Origin of the sequence: Nocardia pseudobrasiliensis NBRC 108224 (assembly GCF_001613105.1) — a bacterium.
GTDB lineage: Bacteria > Actinomycetota > Actinomycetes > Mycobacteriales > Mycobacteriaceae > Nocardia > Nocardia pseudobrasiliensis.
Window position 1 is genome coordinate 1 of the sequence record NZ_BDBS01000036.1, and the last position, 16,064, is coordinate 16,064.

A 16,064-nucleotide genomic window follows, 5' to 3' on the forward strand; every position below is an offset into this window, starting at 1 on the left:
ACTGACCGCCCGCCCCTCGTCGAAGCGCCCAGCGAACTCCGAACCATCCCCACGCCCACCACGGACCACCCGCCCCTCGTCGAAGCGCCCAGCGGATTCCTCGTCGTCGCGGCCGTCCAATTTCGCACGGTCCCAATGCCCGCCGGGGGGTGCCTGCCCCTCGGTGGAGGGTTCGTCGAATTGCGAACCATCCCCACGCCCGCCATGGACCATCCGCGTCTCGAGATCGCGGCCGTGGGATCCCGCGGGCTTCCCACGTCCGCCGCGGGTCGCCCGCTCCTCGTCGAGCGCCCCCAATCGCTCCCGCACCCGCTCGTCATCTCGCGCCATATGAGCACGCTAGGCCGTGCTCGCTGTTCGGTCTGGGCCTCGACCAGGGGGAATAGATTGTCTGTGGATAGCTTTTCGGCTGTGGACAACTCGGCGGTCAGCGGGTAGCTGCGCCGTGCATTCCGTCCGGATTCGCGGCCCCGGGCCGAGGCGCTTGCGGCCGTCGGCCCTACGACGAGGATCCGATACCGATCGGACGACCCGAACCCCAGTCGAATTGCAACTCGCCCTTTTCTGCGAGAATTCGCTCCCACCAGGCCCGGTTCTCGGCGTACCAAGCGACGGTTTCCGTTATGCCCGCGTCGAATTCGTGGATCGGCCGCCAACCGAGCTGGTTTTCGATCTTCTCGGGGTTTATCAGGTAGCGCCGGTCATGATTGGGGCGGTCGGGAATGTATTCGATCCACTCCTGCGGATCGAGGCCGAGTTCGGTGACAACGCGGCGGGCGAGTTCGATATTGGTCACCTCCGTGCGGGCGGAGATGTCGAAGATCGGGAGCAGGGCCGGATCCGTAGCGGCGGCCGCGGGAATCGGTTCGAGTTCGGCGTGCAGGACGCGGTGTACCGCGGCGCAGTGGTCGGTGACGTGCAGCCAATCCCGGCTCTGCAGGCCGTCGCCGTAGACCGGCACCCGCTTGCCGCGCAGCACATTCGTCACCGCCAGCGGAATCAATTTCTCCGGCAGCTGGTAGGGGCCGAAATTATTGGCGCAGTGGGTCATTCGCAGATTCATCTCGGGATAGGTCTGCATGTACGCGCGCACGATCTGATCACCCGCCGCCTTCGCCGCGCTGTAGGGCGTTTTCGCATTGAGCGGCGACCGTTCGGTGAACCACTGCTGCCCGGCGCCGAGCTCGCCGTAGACCTCGATCGTGGAGACGTGCACATGGCTGCGCACGGGAACGCGCCGACTGCATTCGGCCATCACCTGCGCGCCCAGGGCATTGCTGCGCATGAATATCGACGGATCGGCGATCGCACGGTCGTTGTGCGATTCGGCCGCGAAATTGACCACATGGTCGGGCCGGTGGCGGCGATAGACGGCCTCCATCGCCGCCAGATCCGCGATATCGGCCCGCTCGAATGTGATTCGATCGATGACCGGATCCAGATTGGCGAGGTTTCCGGCGAAGCCGATGTAATCGACGGCCACCACCCGCGCCTCGGGCTCCCATTCCAACAGCCGGTGAACGTAGTTGGCGCCGATGAAACCCGCTGCGCCGGTGACGAGGTAGACAGCCATGAACGCCGATGCTAGCCGGAAGCCCGCACGGGCCACCGCACTCCGGGGGCCGCGTCCACGAGCGACACCGCGCCGGTGGCCACGGCCGTGGCGGTGGCCAGATCGAGGTTGACCTCGATATCGGGATCCGGCGCGGGACCGTCGTGGTGGACGATGCCGGCCGAGGTCACGATCACGTGGAAAACGGTTTCGCCGATGCGCACGGTGGCGACGCCCTCGGGCAGATGTTCGGCGATGCGACGGCCCAGCGGCAGTGCGAACCAGTGCGCGCGGACGGCGTCGGTGGGACGTCGATCTCCGAGAAGTGTTGTCCCCCAGGCGGACAGGGCCTCGAGTACCGGGCGCAGGGCCGCGCCGGTGGCGGTGAGCTCGTAGACGGCGGTGGACGCGCGGGGGCCGACCCGCTGGCGGGTCAGGATGCCGTCGCGTTCGAGGTCCTTGAGGCGGGCGGCCAGCATATCGGTGCTGATGCCCGGCAGGTCGGCGAACAGATCGCTGTATCGGCGCGGACCCGAACACAATTCGCGGACCACCAGCAGGCTCCAGCGGTCCCCGACGACGTCGAGGGCGCGGCTCGCGGAACAGTAGTGGTCGTAGCTTCGGCGTGGCACGCACCCACTGTAGCTGGCCGCTTGGAAATTCCAAGTGCAAACTTGGAGAATCCAAGTAGAGTGTGCGGCAACCGCACCGAGAAGGGATGTTCATGCAGCTCAAGCAGTCGAGCAAGCTGGCGGGCGTGTCGTACGAGATTCGCGGGCCGGTGGCCGAGCACGCCGCGCGGTTGGAGGCCGAGGGCCATCACATCGTGAAACTCAACACCGGCAGCCCGGCGCTGTTCGGATTCGAGGCGCCCGCGGAGATCCTGCAGGACATCGTTCGCAACCTGCCGAACTCGAGCGGTTACTGCACCTCCAAGGGCCTGCTGTCGGCGCGGCGCGCGGTCGTGCAGTACTACCAGACCCTCGGATTGGGCGATGTCGACGTCGAGGACGTCTTCCTCGGCAACGGCGTCTCCGAGTTGATCATGATGGCCATGACGGCGCTGCTGGAGAACGGCGACGAAGTCCTCGTCCCCGCACCGGATTTCCCGCTGTGGACCGCCTCGACCACGCTCAACGGCGGCCGGGCGGTGCACTACCTGTGCGACGAGGCCGCCGACTGGTATCCCGACCTGGCCGATATCGAGGCCAAGATCACCGACCGCACCCGCGCGCTGGTGATCATCAACCCCAACAACCCCACCGGCGCTGTCTATCCGCCCGAGGTCCTGCGCGAACTGCTCGAAATCGCGCGGCGGCACAATCTTATCGTCTTCTCCGACGAGATCTACGACAAGATCCGCTACGACGACACGCCGCATACCGCCACCGCGTCGCTGGCCCCGGATCTGCTCTGCCTGACCTTCTCCGGACTGTCGAAGTCCTACCGCTGCGCGGGATTTCGGTCCGGCTGGCTGGTGGTATCCGGCCCGACGCAGCACGCGCAGAGCTACCTCGAGGGTCTGACCATGCTCGCCGGGCTGCGACTGTGCGCGAATGTGCCCGCGCAGCAGGCGATTCAGGCCGCGCTCGGCGGACATCAGAGCATCTACGATCTCACCCTGCCCGGCGGCCGGTTGCGCGAGCAGAGCGAACGCGCGTGGGAGGCGCTCAATGCCATCCCGGGTGTGTCCTGCGTGAAGCCCAAGGGCGCGCTCTATGCCTTCCCGCGTATCGACCTCGAGATGTACCAGATCCACGATGACGAGCAATTCGTACTGGACCTACTGCTGCAGGAGAAACTGCACATCGTGCAGGGCACGGGCTTCAACTGGCCGCGACCCGACCACTTCCGCATTCTGACGCTGCCGCATGCCGACGAACTCGAGGCGATCATCGAGCGCATCGGACGCTTCCTCGCGACCTACAGGCAGTGAGTATGCGAATCACCGTGCTCGGGGGCGGGGAGAGCAGCGAACGGGCCGTCTCGGCGGCCTCCACGGCGGCCGTCACCGCCGCCCTGCGGGAGTCGGGACATAGCGTCGTCGCGATCGATCCGGCCGTGTGGCCCCGGCCCGCCGAATTCGCCACCGGCGTAGACCGTCTCGCGCCACCGGCCGCAGAGGGCGATCGTCTGGCCGCCTCGTTCCGGGCGAATCTGCGCGACGAGGAGTTCTGGCACGCCATCGACGGCGATGTCGTCTTCCTGGCACTGCACGGGGGCATCGGTGAGTCCGGCGAGTTGAAGGCGGAATTGGAGCGTCGCGGAATCCGCAGCACCGGCGCGTGTTCGGAGGTGATGGCGCGCTCGTGGGACAAGATCGACACCCTCGCCACGCTGGCAGCGTCATCGGTCCCGGTTCCTCGAGCATTCGAGGCGGGCGTGAATGCGCGCTGGATCGTCAAACCGGCGCGCGACGGGTCGAGTATCGGTGTGTACAAATGCGATAGCGCCGATGAGGTGGATGCGGCGCTCGCGCGAGTCGACGGTCCGGCCGTGGTGGAGGAGTTTTTGCCCGGCGCGGAGTTCACCGTGGGCATCGTCGGCTCCGTGGCGCTGCCGCCGGTGCTGATCGAGGCCGGTGATGGCTGGTTCGGTTACGAGCAGAAGTACCAGATCGGCCGTTCCCGCGAAATCTGCCCCGCCCCGATCGACAATGCCTTGCGCGACAACCTGATCGACCTCGCACGCCGCTCGACCGACGCGCTGGGTTTCGGCGACCGGTCCTACGCTCGCGTCGACCTGATGCTCGACGCCGAGGGAAATCCGCGTGTGCTGGAGGTCAATTCGCTGCCCGGGCTGACCACGGCCAGCCTACTGCCGCTGGCCGCCGGGGCCGCCGGGTGGAGTTTTCCCGCGCTGTGCGAACGAATACTCCGATTCGCGACCGTGGCCTGAGCGAACGGCTCAGGGCGAAACCACTGCGGCCCGGGCGGCCGCGATCAGGCGCTGGGCCCGGGGAAAGTCCTGCAGTCGGGCGGCCAGAACGGTCAGAACGGGATGCAGTGACGCGGCGGGAACGGCACGGGCCGTGAGGATTTCGGCGGTCCAGGTGATGAAGGTGGCGAACAGGTCGTCGTCGTCGACATACAGGGCGGTTGCCAAGAAATCGACGATATGGGCGATGTCCTCCACCGTGCGATCGCGCTGTTCATCGGTGTAGCGCCGAATCGGCGGGAACTGGTTTTCCAGCTCGATCATGGCGGCCTCGACCAGCTGTGCGGCCGTCCGGGCGACCATGGTGTATTCCTGATCGGCCAGATGCGGGAGCGGGTCGGCGGCCCGAACGAAGGGGCCGGGGTGGATTCGGCGCAGTCCGTCGGCGAGCAGTTCGGCCGCGGCGGTGGCATTCGGGGCCCAGGCGTCGGCGCCGAGCAGCCGCGCGTACCGACCGCCGGGCCCGAAGGCCGCCCCGCCCACCAGGACCGGGACCCCGACCGCCTGACATGCCGTGATGGCGGCGTGAGCGGTGGGCAGCCGGGTGGATATCGACGATGACAGGGCCACCGCGTCGGGGGTGCGGTGATGCAGATGCGCGATCAGGTGTGGGGTGGGCACCTGTGCGCCGAGGAAGTCGACACGCCAGCCGCGCAGGCGCAACACCTCGGCCAGCAGGCGGGCGGGCAGCGCATGCCATTCCCCGTCCACGCAGGCCACCACCACATGACCCGTCGTGGTCTCGGGTCCGCGGTCCGGGTGATGCGCCAGGGCCGCGATGACACGATCGTTGATCGCGGTGGCGGCATGTTCCTGGGCGACGGTGAGACGATTGGCCGCCCATTCCGTACCCACCCGGCGCTGCACCGGCGCGATCACCTCCAGCAGCACCGCCTCCGCGGGCAATCCCGCCGCCACCGCACCGAGAACGGTTGCCACGGCGGCGTATTCGTCGCGATCGGCGAGCGCGCCCCACAGTTGTTCACGAATCGGACGCGGGTCGACGGCCGCGGGGGCGTCCGTCCGGAGTTCTGTCATCCGCTCAACCTCCCGTTCCGCTGACCCGGACCGCGCCCGGCCGCGGGCGGTGTGGGGCGGTGATGGCCACCACGGCGATGTCGTCGTGCTGACGGTGGCCCACCCACTGTGCGGTGAGCATCTGGATGCGTTCGACAACGGCCTCGGCGGGCAGGCCCGCGCATTCCGCCACCGCCGCGGACAGCCGGTGCTCACCGAACATGTCGCGACCCAGCGGGCCGCCGCGCGCCTCGGTGACGCCATCGGTGTAGAGCAGACAGGTCTCGCCCGGCGCGAGCGTGGTGCGGTACGTGGTGGCGGTGATCCGGGGTAGCGCACCGACCAATTGCCCTCGGGTCTCGGCGGTTTCGACGCGACCGTCGGCGCGCGCGATCAGCGGCGGCGGATGTCCGGCGGAAGTCAGACGCAACTCGAGCCCATCGTCTCGTGTGGTCACCGACGCCAGGACCAGGGTGGCGAAACGCGTGTTCCCCGACGACAGCAGGGCGCTGTTGAGCAGGTTCAGCAGCCGTTCGTGATCGTCGGCCATCGACACCAGCGCCGCGACGGTATTGCGGATCTTGCCGGTGAGCACCGCGGCCTCGAGTCCCTTTCCACACACATCACCGAGGACGACCAGCGTTTCCCCATCCGGTACGGCGGCCGGATGCACGTCGTAGAAGTCACCGCCGACGACCTGATGATTCTCCGAAGCCCGGTAGCCGCCGGCCAATTCGAGGCCCTCGATCCGATGCAGCCGCGGCGGCAGCAGGTCGCGGGTGAGCACGCCGGTGATACTCGCCTGCTCGGCATACAATCGCGCCGCCGACAGGGCGATACCGGCCCGCGCCGCGAACAGGTGGGCAAAGACCTCGTCGCGTTCGCTGAACACCTGATGATCGGTTCGACGCAGCAGGATCAGCGCACCGGCCGGCACTCCGTGTCCGGGCAGCGGGGTGATCACGACCGAACCGACCGGGCCCGAGAAATCCTCGGGCAGTAGCCAATCCGGGAGCGCGGCCGGATCGATCCAGCGCGAGGGCACCGGCGGAAAACCACGCAGCGCCTCGCCGAGACCGACCACCGACTCGGGATCCGCCTCGATCTGTCGATGCCGCACGATGCCCTCGGAGCAGGAGGTGATCGGCAGGCTCCGCCCGACCGCGGGCGCGACTACGACCGCGGCGTCGGCGAGTCGACTCGCCGCCATCCGCACGGTGGTCTCCATGCATCGCTCGACATTCAGCGACGCCAGCAGCACATCGGACGTCTCGGTGAGAAACGCCGTGCGCTCACGCTCCTCGGCCAGCGCGTCGTGCGCGGCCCGTAGCGCTCGAGCCTCGTCCTCGATCAACCACCACGCGACCGATTCGTCCTCGAGTTCGGTGGCGTGTGCATGGAAGACTCGATCATTCGACCGACCGGCCACCGCATCGGCCGCACCGCGATCGTCATGGGCGAGGGAAAGCCAGCTCGGCCCGGTGTCGTGCAGCCGCCGACCAGCGACGATCTCGGGCAGCAGCGACCGGGCGGACGAACTCAGGTCCACCACGGCACCCGACCGGTCCACCACCACAACGGGATGCGGGACTTCCGACCAGCGGGAACGACGTTCCAGCGGCCTCGCGAACAGCGCCTCGTCCAAGTCCTGTTCTCCTCCGGGTCAGTTCGTGGGCGCTGCCGTGGATTCGACGGTCGTGCCGTCGACGCCCGGGGCGATTCGGTTGTCGGACACCAGCGTTCGCATCAGCGGCAGGCCGCGGCCGCGCTGTGCCGCCGGATCCGCGCATCGGGTCGACCATGTGTCGGATCGGCGGCGGTCGACGTGAGCCACGTCCACAGCAGCCCGCGCACGCGGGCGAGTTCCTCAGGGACAGAACGGAATTCGATGACGAGCGGCTCGACGGTCATATATGGCCGCCGTTTTCGCGAGGGCTGGACGACGGGTCGGCGGCGAGCGCCTCCTCGACGCTGCCGAATATCGGAATCACCTCCGATAATCCCGTCGCCTCCAACGGCCGTCGCGCGGCATAGGCGGCCACGACTCGTAACTCCCCCACGATCCGGCGGGCGTGCAGCAATACGTTCAACCCCGAGGAATCGAAGAATTCCACTCCGGACAGGTCGACCACCAGTTGTGCCGGGCGCCGGGCGACCGCGTCGTCAACAGCCTTCCGCAGCCGCGGCGCGGTATGAATGTCGACTTCACCGGTCGCCGATACCACCACAGCCTCGTCGACCGGGACCGTGTCGATGCGGAAACCGCGCCACTGGTCCTCGTAACACACCTGACGACCTCTCTCGCGATGCCGACGAGAAAACCACGGACCGCGGGTTCGGAGACTGCGAGGCTGTGTTCTCAACACCGCACAGCCTTCGAGTGTAATCGGACGATCATGTACCGAACGCGGGGGTGACGCGGATCCTAACCGCCACAGCCTCCCGGAACGACCAGTACGCCGACGGCTCCCGGTCCCAGATGCACCGCCAGGGTCGGGCCGAACTCCATTGTGACCAGTTCGTGGATGCCAGGGATGAGGTCGGTGAGTTGGTCGGTGAGGATGGCGGCGGCCTCGGGGGCTCCGAGATGTTGGACCGCGAGGGCCGCGCCGTCTTCGCCCGCGGCGTCCACGGCCGCGGCGAGGAGTTTGGCGAAGGCCTTGGAGCGGGTGCGGGCCTTTTCGCGCAATTCGAGGCGTCCGTCGATTATCTGGAGGATCGGCTTGGTGACCAGTTCGGTGCCGAAGAACGCGGCGGCGCTGCTGAGGCGGCCGCCGCGGCGCAGCTGTTCGGTGCGGTTGACCACGATGAACGCGCGGCCGCGACCGGCGGCTGCCACGGCGGTGTCGTAGACGATGTCCAGCGAGGCTCCGGCCGCGGCGCGGCGCGCGGCGGACAGGGTGGGCAGGCCCGTGCCGAGTCCAGCGCTGAGCGAATCCACCAGGCGCACGCGGTCGGCGGCATCCATATCGCGGATCGCCTGGCGACCGGCCTCCCAGGTGGCCGACAGCTGACGCGAAATATGCACGGCCACAACGCCGTCGCCGCCACTGCGGTCCAGGGCGCGCTCATAGGCCTCGCGCAACTCACCCGGCGAGGCCGCCGAGGTGCTCACCGTCGCCGAGGCGTAGTCGATATCGCAGGTGTCGACGCCCTCACGCAGCGCGCGGTCGTCCACCAGCACGTGTAGCGGCACCACATCGATGCCCAGTTCCTCGACCAGCCGGGCGGGCAGGCTCGCGGACGAATCGGTCACGACCACAACGGGCATGCGCTACCGCACCATCATTCGGGCACCGCCCCGGCGGCGCGCACTTCGGACAGCGCCTTCACCATCGCCCGCGCCACCCCGGTATGGCCCTCCCAGCCCCAATGGATCCCATCCGGATTGGCCTCTCCCGAGAAGATGTTGTCGCGCACGGCCTCACCCAGATCCACCAGCGGGACAGCCGTTTTCGCCGACCATTCGCGCAGCGCCCGCACCGCGGGTTCGCGGCCGGAGTGGACGCGACCGTAGGCCTCGCAGTTGTGCACCGACGGCAGCACGGCCACGACCGGCAGGTCGGGTCGCAACTGCGCCAAGGCGTTTCGGGACTGCTCGAGGTAGTCGATGCTGACCTTCGGCGGCAGCGCCACCGGCCGACCGAGTTTCGACAGTCGCGGTTGCAGCCACTGATAGCCCGACCGCACCCCCCGGCGCAGGGCCGGGGGTCGCAGGTATCGGATCAATTCGCGCAGCGCGGTGGGCAGCGGCGACGGCAGGCTGTCCATGCCGCCGGTCGCGAAGACCACCGCTCCCGCGCGCGGTACGGCCGCCCACACCCGCGGATCGCCGATCAGCGCCCAGTAGGCGTCCCGGCAGGTCCAGCCGATTCGAGCGACCAGTTCCACATCCCAATCCAGCTCGGCCGCAACCAGGTTCGGCCAGATGCGCGGATCATCGGCGGGCAGGCCGCCTTTGGGACCGAAGTAGGACAGGGAGTCGGCGATGACCAGCAGGACGGGACGTCCCGTCGGCTCGGTCGTCGCGAGGTCGAGATCGTCCGCCGGTTCCCCCGGCGGCCCGGTATCCCCCTCGTCGGCTCCCGAATCGTCGCCATGTCCCGCGGGACCGCCGAACAGCACATCCGGCAGATGCCGGACCGGCCCCTCGGAAGCCTTGCGCAACAGTTCGTCCGAAACCTCGCCGGAGCGTTCGTCGTCGCGGCCGGAGCTCGGCCGGGGCGTCGGGGAGGGCTCCGCGGGACCGCCGAACAGGGCATCCGGTAGATGCCGCACAGGCCCCTCCGAGGCCTTGCGCAGCAATTCGTCGGATACCTGCCGGGGTTCGTCGTTCCGGGAGGAGGGCTTGTCAGAGGACATCAGGTGCTACCTTCGCCGCCGCGTTCCACACGTCCAGCCGCCACCCGGGCTGCTCGATGCTCGGACCGTGGCTGCTGAGCTGCACCCAGCTGGTGTTGGCCAACCCACCCAGCACCGGCCAGTTCTTCTCCGGTAGATCCAGCAGAGCCGCGGTCAGTGCCGCGATCAACCCGCCGTGCGCGACCAGGATGATGGTACGGCCGGGCCAGTCGGTGCGCTCGACGAACAATTCGCGCACCACGGGCAGCGCCCGCGCGCCCACCTCGATCTTGCTCTCGCCGCCGGGCGGGGTGAAGGTCGGGTCCAGCCGCCAGGTCTGACGCGCGCCCGGATAGCCCGCGTCGACCTCGATGTGGGTCAGACCCTCCCATTCGCCGAGGCTGGTCTCGCGCAACCGCGGATCGCGCACCACCTCGTGCGAGGTGTGGTCGGCCAAGGCCGTCGCGGTGTCGTAGGCGCGGCGCAGATCGGAGGAGAGGATGGCGATGGCCTCGTGCGAAAGCAGTTCGCGCGCGGCGTCCTTGGCCTGTCGGCGACCCAATTCGCTCAGGTCGGTGTCCATCTGACCCTGCATGCGGTCGGCCGCGTTCCATTCGGTCTGACCGTGGCGCAACATGATCAGCCGCCGCACACCGGCGTGTCTGCTCACTCGGTGACTCCGGCGCCGTCGGCCCTGGGGTCCCCCAGCCCCGGCACCGCGACCTGCGGGCAGTCCTTCCAAAGCCGTTCCAGCGCATAGAAGTTGCGCTCGTCGCTGTGCTGGATGTGGACCACGACCTCGACATAGTCCAGTAGCACCCAGCGACCCTCGCGAGTGCCCTCGCGGCGCACCGGCTTGTGTCCGGCCAGCCGCAGCTTCTCCTCGACATTGTCGACGATCGCGTTGACCTGACGCTCATTGGGCGCCGAGGCGATCACGAAGCAGTCGGTGATCACCAACTGCTCGGAGACGTCGAGCACCACCACATCCGATGCCAGCTTCTCGTCGGCCGCACGCGCGGCTGCCTGGGCGATGTCGACCGCTTCGGCGGATGCAGTCATGCTGTAGCCCTTTCGGCATGAGCGGGGCGCTGCGTGGTTACGCTCCGCTGCCTCCTCCGCGCCTGACCACTCATGCCTGTGTCACCTTCCGTTCCCATTCGGCACATACAGATGCCGCTTCGATATGTACTGCACGACCCCGTCCGGAACCAGGTACCACACCGGCCTCCCCTCGGCGGCTCGGCGGCGACATTCGCTCGACGAGATCGCCAGGGCCGGGATCTCGATGACCGTCACGGCATCTGCCGGGCTGTCGCGCAGATGCTCCGCGAGATGATCGATGTTCAGTTCGTACCCCGGACGGCTCACGCCGACGAACTTCGCCAGCTCGAACAGCTCCGCCCAATCCTGCCATGTCAGGATGCTGGACAACGCGTCCGCACCGGTGATGAAGTGCAGATCCGCGTCGGGATACTGTTCCTGCAGGTCACGCAGGGTGTCGACGGTGTAGGTCTCCTTGTCGCGGTCGATGTCGACGCGGCTGACGGAGAAGCGCGGATTGGAGGCCGTCGCGATCACCGTCATCAGATAGCGGTCCTCGGCGGCGCTGACCTGCTTGCCGGATTTCTGCCACGGCTGCCCGGTCGGCACGAAGATCACCTCGTCGAGCTCGAACCGATTGGCGACTTCGCTGGCGGCAACCAGATGCCCATGATGGATGGGGTCGAAGGTGCCGCCCATCACGCCTAGTTTGCGCCGACCTGTTTCTTGCACAAATGCCGAGCTTAGCGATTCGGAGCCGGTGGTCAGCTCGCGGGCCGCTTGGATTTCGGGAGTTTCGCCACGATCGCGTCGTAGGAGATATCGATGAGCTCGTGCAGCTCATCGAGCGGAATCGTGCCGCCGAGCCGGACGGTGTTCCAGCCGTAGCGCCCGATATAGGCCGAGGGGCTCACCTCGTCCGGATAGACCCGGACGAGTTCGTCGGCCTCCTCGCGATTGCGACCGCATTTGAGGGTCACCGAATCGGGGCCGACGAAGGCGAAGATCTTGTCACCAACCTTGGCGACGACATCGCCCTCCCACGGTTCGTCCTCGCGGGCGCCCGGTTTGGACAGACAGTAGGGCAGCAGATCCACGGCGTCTCCTCTACACGGGCAGCAGTCGGCTCACGACGGCGGTCAGCTGTCGCGCCGAGCGGCATTCGTGCATCTCGACGATTTCGGCGTAGCGGCGCGCGGCGGAATCGCCGGTGCCCCACATCTTCTCGCCCTCCGGATTGAGCCAGTACGCGTGCTTGGCCACGCCGGCCAGCTCCCGCAGGGTGTCCAGGGCGGGGTCGCGATAGTTGGTGCGGGCGTCGCCGAGGATGAGCAGCGAGGTCCGGCTGGTTACCGCCTCGCCGAAGTTCTCGGCGAAGACGCGTAGCGCGGCGCCGTAATCGGAGTGGCCCTCGATGCCGACCACCTTGGTTTCGGTGAAGATGCGCCGGGTCACCTGATCCAGCGGGGTCACCTGATCGAAGATGTGGGTGACCTCGTCGACCCGGTCCACGAAAGCGAAGATCCGCACCCGCGAGAACTGTTCGCGCAGCGAGTTCACCAACATCATGGTGAAGCTGGAGAAACCCGCGACCGAACCCGAGATATCGCACAGCAGAACGAGATCCGGTCGGGTCGGTCGCGGTTTGCGGGCCGCGAGCTTGATCGGCACGCCGCCGGTCGACATGGATTTGCGCAACGTCTTGCGCAGGTCGATCTCCCCGCGGCGGGCCCGGCGGCGACGCGCGGCCAGGCGGGCGGCGAGCACCCGGGCCAGGCGCTGGCTGCCGCGGCGCAGCTCGGCCAGTTCGTTTTCCGAGATGCGCAGGAAATCGGCGTCCTCGGCCTGGCGCTGCACGCCGTAGGTGGCTACGCGTTCGCGGCCGATGCGTTCGGCGACGCGGCGGCGGGTCTCGGCCTCGACGGTGCTGCGAAAATCGCGGATGCGCTGGCGAGCCGCGCGCCGGGCGATCTCGTTGTCGAAATCCGAATTGTCGCTCCCCGCTGCCAAACCCGCGAGGATCTTGCTCACCAGCAGTTCGGGCTGCAGATCCTTGAGGGTCTGATACGCCGAGAACGACGGCCCGTTGGCCGACTGGTACTGACCCATCTGCTCGACCATCTGCGCCGCGAGCTCCTGCAGCTCCCGCGTCCGCTCACCGGAGGGGTCCGCGGCCAGCAACTGCGCCAGCATCTTTCGCAGTTCGAAGATGTCGATCTCGCCGTCGGCGCGGCGCGGAATCTCGACGTCCTCGGCGCTCGCGCGCTCGCCCAGGGCCGGGGGGAACCACAGATCGAACAGTCCGTCGAAGGTGGTGCGCTGGGTGGTGCGACGCAGCAGCGCGCAGGCCAGGCCCTCGCGCAGCATTTCCCGGTCCATCAGGTCCAGTACGGTGAGCACCTGTCCGGCGTCGACGGTTTCCGAGGGGCCGACCGGAATTCCCCGTCCGCGCAATGCCTCCACGAAACCGACCAGATGGCCTGACAATCCGTGCGGCGCAAGCGGTTCCGGCGGCGGATCGGCGGAGCCCGCGGGCCCGCGCAGCGCCCCGGAGATCAGGGCGCGGGCGGGGCTGCGCTTGCTCATCTCAGGCCAGCTTCAGCTCGGCCAGCGCGCGCTGGTGATCGCTCTGATGTTTGAGCACTACGCCGAGGGTGGCGCGGACGGTCTTGTCGTCGAGATCCTTCAAGCCCAGCGCGAGCAGCGTGCGACCCCAGTCGATGGATTCGGCGACCGAGGGCAGCTTCTTGAGCTGCATACCGCGCAGCACGTGGACGACCCGCACCAGCTGGGCGGCCACCGCGGGCTTCAACTCGGGCACCCGGCTGGCCAGGATGCGGCGTTCCAATTCCTCGTCGGGGAAGTCGATATGCAGATACAGGCAGCGTCGCTTGAGCGCCTCGGACAGTTCGCGAGTGGCGTTGGAGGTCAGCACCGTGAACGGGCGGCGGGTGGCGGTGATGGTGCCGAGTTCGGGGACGGTGACGGCGAAATCGCTGAGCACCTCGAGCATCAGGCCCTCGATCTCGACATCGGCCTTATCGGCCTCATCGATCAGCAGCACGGTCGGATCGGTGCGCCGGATGGCGGTCAGCAGCGGGCGCGAGAGCAGGAATTCGTCGCTGAAGACGTCGGATTTCGTTTCCTCCCAGCCGTTTTCGCTGGTGGCCTGGATCCGCAGGATCTGTTTGGCGTGATTCCACTCATACAGCGCCCGCGCCTCATCGATGCCCTCGTAGCACTGCAACCGCACCAGCTCCGCACCCGCCACCTGGGCGACGGCCCGGGCCAGTTCGGTCTTGCCGACACCGGCCGGACCCTCGATCAGCAGTGGCTTGCCGAGCCGGTCGGCCAGGAATACCGAGGTCGCGGTCGCCTTGTCGGCCAGGTAGCCGGTCGTCGCGAGCCGGGCCAGCACGTCGTCGACCGACGCGAAGATCGGCTCGTGCGCTGCGGTCTGCACTGTTGCGGTCCTCCTCGGGCCCCGGCGCATTCGGTATGCACCGTAAAAAACGTCTGTGATCGACGGTACAGCTAGACCGGTCGGATCTGCCCGTCTCCCCAGACGATCCATTTGGTCGAGGTGAGTTCCGGCAGGCCCATGGGTCCGCGGGCGTGCAGTTTCTGGGTCGAAATGCCGATTTCCGCACCGAAGCCGAATTGTTCGCCGTCGGTGAAGGCCGTGGAGGCGTTGACCATGACCGCCGCGGCGTCCACGCGGTTGGTGAATTCGCGGGCGGCCCGCAGATCGGCGGTGACGATGGCCTCGGTGTGGCCGGTGCCCCAGTGGTTGATGTGTTCGACGGCGGCGTCGAGATCGTCGACCACCTTCAGGGCGATGTCGAGGGTGAGGTATTCGTCGGCCCAATCCTCATCGGTGGCGGGGACCAGGCCGGGCAGATCGCCGTGGATGGTGACGCCCGCCTGTTCCAGGGCGGCGATCAGACGCGGCACCGCGACCTCCGCGACGGCCTTATCGATCAGGACCGTCTCGGCGGTGTTGCAAACGCTCGGGCGACGGGTCTTGGCATTGATCAGGATCGACTCGGCCATCGCCAGATCCGCGTCGGCGTGCACGTAGACGTGACAGTTGCCGGTGCCGGTCTCGATGGTCGGAACCTGCGCGTCGCGGACGACGGCATTGATCAGGCCCGCGCCGCCGCGCGGAATCACGACATCGACCAGGCCGCGCGCCTGGATCAGATGGGTGACGCTGGAGCGGTCCTCGCTCGGCAGCAGCTGCACCGCGTCCGGCGGAAGTTCCTGGGCCGCAAGCGCTTCCCGCAACACCGCGACCAGTGCGGCATTGGAGCGGGCGGCCGAGGAGGATCCGCGCAACAGGGCGGCGTTCCCGGATTTCAACGCCAGCCCGAAGGCGTCGACGGTGACATTGGGCCGCGCCTCGTAAACCATGCCGACCACACCCAGCGGCACCCGCACCTGCCGGATCTCGAGCCCGTTGGGCAGGGTCGAGCCGCGCACCACATCGCCCACCGGATCCGGCAAACCCGCGACCTGACGCAGACCCGAGGCGATGCCGTCGATGCGGGCCTCCGTCAGGCGCAGCCGGTCCAGCAGCGAATCGGCGGTGCCGGCGGCCCGGGCGATCTCGATGTCCTCGGCATTGGCCGCGAGCACCCGATCCTTCGCGCCGAGCAGCGCGTCGGCCGCGGCGTGCAGGGCGGCATCCTTCTGAGCGGTGGTGAGCTGGGCGAGCGTCCGCGACGCCACCCGGGCCCGGCGCGCCGCGTCGTGCACCACCGCGCGGACGTCGTCCAATTCGGTGGCAGTGGGAGCAGTCATGCTGAACAGCCTACTGACCGGGAGCGCCGAAGCGGCCGCCGATATCGCGCAGTCCGGCCGCGGCCTCGGCGGCCTGCGCGGCGGTGATGTTCACCCCGGGCATGCGGCTGGCGAGCGTGATCTGATCGGCCAGGCGCAGATATTCGCGCTGTGCGAATTCACGGCAGGGCAGACAGGTGACCTTCTCCGGATGCAGTGAGGTCATCGCGAACGGCACGCGGACCCGGCAACCGGTGGTGACGACGCTCGGCAGATCGGGCGCGAAGCCCAGCATCGACACCATCGCGTTGCGCGCATCGGCCCCGGTCCGCACGATGTGCTGCTCGACGTGGATATGCGGATCGGCCTCACTCATTTCTCGGATCGGCCT

General features: G+C 68.0%; 19 protein-coding genes. 2 read left to right on the forward strand and 17 right to left on the reverse strand.

All coding sequences use genetic code 11. The features are described 5' to 3' along the window. The 3 genes from NP4_RS26380 to NP4_RS26390 form a co-directional block, all read right to left on the reverse strand. Positions 1-330 (reverse strand): hypothetical protein (locus NP4_RS26380; protein WP_218023991.1); only part of this gene is annotated, 330 nt, incomplete at its 3' end. A gap of 169 nt (positions 331-499) precedes the next feature. Further along, positions 500-1,573: a dTDP-glucose 4,6-dehydratase gene (locus tag NP4_RS26385; RefSeq protein WP_068003255.1), complete on the reverse strand. Its 1,074-nt coding sequence runs from the start codon at positions 1,571-1,573 to the stop codon at positions 500-502. An 11-nt stretch (positions 1,574-1,584) separates the two neighbouring features. Further along, positions 1,585-2,184 (reverse strand): winged helix-turn-helix transcriptional regulator, encoded by a 600-nt coding sequence (locus NP4_RS26390; protein WP_068003258.1) that lies wholly within the window; start codon positions 2,182-2,184, stop codon positions 1,585-1,587. A gap of 92 nt (positions 2,185-2,276) precedes the next feature. Here NP4_RS26390 and NP4_RS26395 point away from each other — a divergent pair, with 92 nt between their 5' ends. Then, positions 2,277-3,488 carry a pyridoxal phosphate-dependent aminotransferase gene (locus NP4_RS26395; protein ID WP_068003548.1) on the forward strand — a complete coding sequence of 404 codons (1,212 nt, stop codon included), beginning with the start codon at positions 2,277-2,279 and terminating at the stop codon, positions 3,486-3,488. Between the two features lie 2 nt (positions 3,489-3,490). Beyond that, positions 3,491-4,450 (forward strand): D-alanine--D-alanine ligase family protein, encoded by a 960-nt coding sequence (locus tag NP4_RS26400; RefSeq protein ID WP_068003261.1) that lies wholly within the window; start codon positions 3,491-3,493, stop codon positions 4,448-4,450. A gap of 9 nt (positions 4,451-4,459) precedes the next feature. On the opposite strand, the gene NP4_RS26405 is transcribed toward NP4_RS26400, so the two are convergent. The 14 genes from NP4_RS26405 to NP4_RS26465 form a co-directional block, all read right to left on the reverse strand. Continuing rightward, positions 4,460-5,527: a cobalamin B12-binding domain-containing protein gene (locus NP4_RS26405; protein ID WP_068003263.1), complete on the reverse strand. Its 1,068-nt coding sequence runs from the start codon at positions 5,525-5,527 to the stop codon at positions 4,460-4,462. A gap of 4 nt (positions 5,528-5,531) precedes the next feature. Next, positions 5,532-7,151: a PP2C family protein-serine/threonine phosphatase gene (locus tag NP4_RS26410; protein WP_068003265.1), complete on the reverse strand. Its 1,620-nt coding sequence runs from the start codon at positions 7,149-7,151 to the stop codon at positions 5,532-5,534. A 101-nt stretch (positions 7,152-7,252) separates the two neighbouring features. Continuing rightward, positions 7,253-7,417, reverse strand: a complete 165-nt coding sequence (locus NP4_RS41190; protein WP_156524945.1) for a hypothetical protein — start codon at positions 7,415-7,417, stop codon at positions 7,253-7,255. After that, complete coding sequence (locus tag NP4_RS26415) at positions 7,414-7,794, reverse strand: STAS domain-containing protein (RefSeq protein WP_082876246.1); 381 nt, start codon at positions 7,792-7,794, stop codon at positions 7,414-7,416. Before NP4_RS26415 ends, NP4_RS41190 begins: the two co-directional genes overlap by 4 nt. A gap of 137 nt (positions 7,795-7,931) precedes the next feature. Beyond that, on the reverse strand, positions 7,932-8,777 hold the full coding sequence (locus tag NP4_RS26420) for a DegV family protein (RefSeq protein ID WP_068003267.1): 846 nt from the start codon (positions 8,775-8,777) through the stop codon (positions 7,932-7,934). 14 nt (positions 8,778-8,791) lie between these two features. Then, a complete protein-coding gene (gene octT, locus NP4_RS26425; RefSeq protein ID WP_068003552.1) occupies positions 8,792-9,505 on the reverse strand; it encodes a diglucosylglycerate octanoyltransferase in 714 nt (237 codons plus the stop codon). Between the two features lie 352 nt (positions 9,506-9,857). Next, positions 9,858-10,484: a histidine phosphatase family protein gene (locus tag NP4_RS26430; RefSeq protein WP_068003554.1), complete on the reverse strand. Its 627-nt coding sequence runs from the start codon at positions 10,482-10,484 to the stop codon at positions 9,858-9,860. Positions 10,485-10,513: 29 nt separating this feature from the next. Further along, the gene (gene rsfS / locus NP4_RS26435) at positions 10,514-10,909 is read right to left on the reverse strand and encodes a ribosome silencing factor (protein ID WP_068003270.1); all 396 of its coding nucleotides are present in this window, start codon (positions 10,907-10,909) and stop codon (positions 10,514-10,516) included. Between the two features lie 81 nt (positions 10,910-10,990). Then, positions 10,991-11,623: a nicotinate-nucleotide adenylyltransferase gene (gene nadD / locus NP4_RS26440; RefSeq protein WP_082876247.1), complete on the reverse strand. Its 633-nt coding sequence runs from the start codon at positions 11,621-11,623 to the stop codon at positions 10,991-10,993. A gap of 32 nt (positions 11,624-11,655) precedes the next feature. Beyond that, on the reverse strand, positions 11,656-11,988 hold the full coding sequence (locus NP4_RS26445) for an MmcQ/YjbR family DNA-binding protein (protein WP_068003276.1): 333 nt from the start codon (positions 11,986-11,988) through the stop codon (positions 11,656-11,658). Positions 11,989-11,998: 10 nt separating this feature from the next. Then, the gene (locus NP4_RS26450) at positions 11,999-13,477 is read right to left on the reverse strand and encodes a vWA domain-containing protein (RefSeq protein WP_082876248.1); all 1,479 of its coding nucleotides are present in this window, start codon (positions 13,475-13,477) and stop codon (positions 11,999-12,001) included. A gap of 1 nt (position 13,478) precedes the next feature. After that, positions 13,479-14,384, reverse strand: a complete 906-nt coding sequence (locus tag NP4_RS26455) for an AAA family ATPase (RefSeq protein ID WP_068003279.1) — start codon at positions 14,382-14,384, stop codon at positions 13,479-13,481. A 41-nt stretch (positions 14,385-14,425) separates the two neighbouring features. Next, positions 14,426-15,694: a glutamate-5-semialdehyde dehydrogenase gene (locus NP4_RS26460; RefSeq protein WP_068003281.1), complete on the reverse strand. Its 1,269-nt coding sequence runs from the start codon at positions 15,692-15,694 to the stop codon at positions 14,426-14,428. Between the two features lie 10 nt (positions 15,695-15,704). Then, a complete protein-coding gene (locus NP4_RS26465) occupies positions 15,705-16,049 on the reverse strand; it encodes a hypothetical protein (protein ID WP_068003284.1) in 345 nt (114 codons plus the stop codon). Positions 16,050-16,064 lie beyond the last annotated feature (15 nt).